Consider the following 3,132-nt stretch of genomic DNA (forward strand, 5'->3'; position numbering starts at 1 on the left):
CAAGATCAAGCAAGCGGCCTGATCGCTCGCGCACGCGAGACAAAATTACGCCCGATGGTCGTCGCCGAATGGATACGGTGCGACGGATGTGACGATAAACCTTTTTTCGCGGTTGGTGTGGGAGCAGATAAGCGGCAACGGCGGCTGCAGTCTGCTTTTGGCAAGGAGAGATGCAATGCGGCTTTTGGGCAGCCGCATCCCATCGGTGCTTTGGCTACTGGTAAGGCCGCCGGTGATCATCTGCAGCACCACCTTGGGGTCTCGTCGCGCGTTCCGCCGGCTCGCCGCGCGACAAATGGCGGCGCCTGCATCGGGCGCGCAATCGGCTGCTTCACCGGGAGGCACGGTAGCTCTGCACCTGCCAGGACTGTCACCCGCTGCCGGCGTTTCGAGCACGACGACGCCTGCTAGTACCGCCGTGCCTCCGAACGTTGCTACGAGTTCACCCACTCCTACTGGAGTGGTCGGAAGATCAACCCCAATTCCAAAACCCCAGGATCCCTGACGGGGAGAGCGACGGTGCCGGCCCAGACGCCTCGGCCTTGCGGGGTGAGGTCGTCGCGGTGAAGAGTGCACCAGACGAAGCTGATCACGTGGTCCACGGTGATCGGCTCCTGATATTGGGAGTATCGGCCGCCCCACGAACTGTTCTTCGCAATGTTCGTGAACCGGAAGTGGCGAAAGTCGCCAGGAATCTGAACGCCGGCGAGTCTCTCGCGAAGTTCATCGATCTCCAGTGTGGATAGGCGTCCAAGCGGGACTTCATCCCTTATCGGGATAAACAATTGAATTTACAAAAGAATATTACTTTTCAGGGGGGCGATCGGCGCCGGTCGGGACCCCACTTTAATCTCAAATCTAGTCGCTTTTACAAGTCCCTAGCCAGATTATGGCGTGGTCCCGCTTCGACGTCAATCCACATGTTCAAGCCGGTGCACGTGAAGACGCTGGCCGCGCAGGAACAGCGGATGCTGCTGACCAGCCGCAAGCTGGTGCAGCGTAAGCTGATCGACATCGAGTCCGACATGCGCGGCACGTTGCGCAACTTCGGCCTCAAGGTCGGTGTCGTCAGCACGATCGATTACGAGACACGGATTCGTCATCTAGTCGAGGGCTTTCCGAGACTGGCAGCGATCGTCGAGCCGTTGCTGACGGTGCGGCGGGTGATGCGCCAGCAACTGGCCACCCTCCACAAGATGCTGCTCGACACGGTCCGGCATGATCCGGTCTGCAAACGGTTGATGACCGCGCCCGGCGTCGGCCCGGTGGTGGCTCTCACCTACCGTGCCTCGATCGACCAACCTCAGCGCTTCGTTCATTCCAGAGCGGTTGGCGCGGTGCGGCATTGTCAGATCTACGGGGAAGGCACATTCCTATCTGGTTCGTCCAGCGATTTAGGTAGCTACAAGCACGCTTTGTCCTCTTTTAAATCGAGCTGCGTTCTCGCTCTCGGCACCGCTTTTCGGGCGCTATCGGGACTCAACTAACCAAATCCTGGTTAGTTTGACTGCACCGGCCAGCGGTATGCCCGATTGGGATGGTAAAGCGAAAAATATGGCGGTCGCTGCTGTTTCAAAGCGGCGCGGTTGGGAGCGCGGAAACGCTGTTCACCGACCGATGCCGCAACTACTCCTCAGCTATACTCAGCACCTTTCATGATGCGCGCACCACTGTAAAGCGTGTCATCGCCATAGCAGCCATGGCAAGCAGCAAAATTGCACTAGCCTCAAATACAATATTTTCAGGCGCCATGTCTTTGCTTTGAAGCACGATAAGCCGGGCCAGCGCAGTGATCGCGATAAATATCGGATAGATGAAAGTGGCACCCTTTCCGGTATAAAACACACTGACCATCCCAATCACTTCGGTGTAAAGAAACATCAAAAGTATATCAGCGAGATTGATAGAACGAGTTTCATAAATCTGGTAGATTTCGGCTGCTGCGCCTGCGATGGTCATTAGCGCGACGAGCAAGAGTAAAATCCGTTCGACAAGATGAAAGCCGATGGACGCAACGGTGTGCTCGGTTTCGCCCAGCGCCGGCTTGAAGGACTGATCGGCGACTATATCGTCTTCCGACGTGCCTGCCTTATTTTCATCGAGGGAATTCATACTAATCCCTGTGCACCTCTCAATATGAGCAATGTTGGGTCAGCGGGCTGCTGGTGCAGAGGTCCAGGCTGTAAGTGGCGCCGGGCAATCCGGCGCCACAAAACGCGTCACGGCATCAGCACTGTGTCCACCACGTGTACCACACCGTTCGATTGCATCACGTCTGCCATCGTTACGATCGATTTGCCACCCTTGGCGTCCGTCAGCACGATCTTTCCATTCGTTACGCGCGCGGTCAGCGCCTCGCCTTGCACGGTGGTGAGCGTCGCCTTGCCGCCCCCGGCCTTGATGGCAGTCAGAGCCGCCTTCGCCGTGATTTTTCCTGGCACCACGTGATAGGTCAGAACACTCGCAAGCTGAGCCTTGTTCTCTGGCTTCAAAAGCGTTGCGACTGTCCCATCGGGTAACTTCGAAAAGGCTGCGTTTGTTGGTGCGAACACCGTGAACGGGCCTGGACCAGACAGGGTTTCCACCAAATCTGCGGCCTTCACAGCGGCCACAAGCGTACTAAGGTTGCTTGCAGTGGAAGCATTCTGGACGATCGTTTTGTTTGCATACATAACGGCGCCGCCAACCTTCTGTTTAGCCGCAATGGCAATAACCGGCACCGCTACCGATAGTGCAAGGCAAGCGCCCAATGTGCGCGCAATTCGTGATGTCATATTCGCTCTCCTAGCATCATCCACTCCCGTTTGCCCGGCACCGACAAGCGTTCGGCAACCTGAAACGACAGACCTGAAGCGTAGTCACTGCCCCTTTACAGGTCGCAAGGTGACGCACCACCAGCCCAATTTGAAGTTTAGCTATTCGACGTTGGCGAAGGAATACGGACTAAAGGACGGGGTCGGCCTAGCAAGGCTGAGACTGCGGACCCCGATCCGACTGGCGGTCTGACATACGGGCCATGCAACCACGCGCGAAACCCAACTGACTTTGGCCGAAACAAGAGGTGGCTCGGCAAATTTGGACAGGCTGTTAAGTGGAGTTTCTGCCTGAAGGTGGCCAGCATGGCTGCCGAAC

General features: G+C 57.1%; 4 protein-coding genes. 1 reads left to right on the plus strand and 3 read right to left on the minus strand.

Annotation, left to right across the window (positions count from 1 at the left end; genetic code table 11):
• Positions 1-45: 45 nt before the first annotated feature.
• A complete protein-coding gene (locus QN347_RS18900) occupies positions 46-240 on the minus strand; it encodes a hypothetical protein (RefSeq protein ID WP_322160387.1) in 195 nt (64 codons plus the stop codon).
• 680 nt (positions 241-920) lie between these two features.
• Here QN347_RS18900 and QN347_RS18905 point away from each other — a divergent pair.
• A complete protein-coding gene (locus QN347_RS18905) occupies positions 921-1,487 on the plus strand; it encodes a transposase (protein WP_416194463.1) in 567 nt (188 codons plus the stop codon).
• Between the two features lie 166 nt (positions 1,488-1,653).
• Here QN347_RS18905 and QN347_RS18910 read toward each other — a convergent pair whose 3' ends face one another.
• A complete protein-coding gene (locus tag QN347_RS18910) occupies positions 1,654-2,112 on the minus strand; it encodes a phosphate-starvation-inducible PsiE family protein (protein WP_322160385.1) in 459 nt (152 codons plus the stop codon).
• Positions 2,113-2,219: 107 nt separating this feature from the next.
• A complete protein-coding gene (locus tag QN347_RS18915; RefSeq protein WP_322160383.1) occupies positions 2,220-2,774 on the minus strand; it encodes a fasciclin domain-containing protein in 555 nt (184 codons plus the stop codon).
• Between the last annotated feature and the right edge of the window lie 358 nt (positions 2,775-3,132).

It is taken from the genome of Sphingomonas sp. 10B4, from assembly GCF_035019905.1.
Lineage (GTDB): Bacteria > Pseudomonadota > Alphaproteobacteria > Sphingomonadales > Sphingomonadaceae > Sphingomonas > Sphingomonas glacialis.

Bases quoted from the DNA above. Each gene is read 5' to 3' on its own strand.
- QN347_RS18900 (WP_322160387.1), bottom strand. From the start codon at position 240: ATGATCACCGGCGGCCTTACCAGTAGCCAAAGCACCGATGGGATGCGG.
- QN347_RS18905 (WP_416194463.1), top strand. From the start codon at position 921: ATGTTCAAGCCGGTGCACGTGAAGACGCTGGCCGCGCAGGAACAGCGG.
- QN347_RS18910 (WP_322160385.1), bottom strand. From the start codon at position 2,112: ATGAATTCCCTCGATGAAAATAAGGCAGGCACGTCGGAAGACGATATA.
- QN347_RS18915 (WP_322160383.1), bottom strand. From the start codon at position 2,774: ATGACATCACGAATTGCGCGCACATTGGGCGCTTGCCTTGCACTATCG.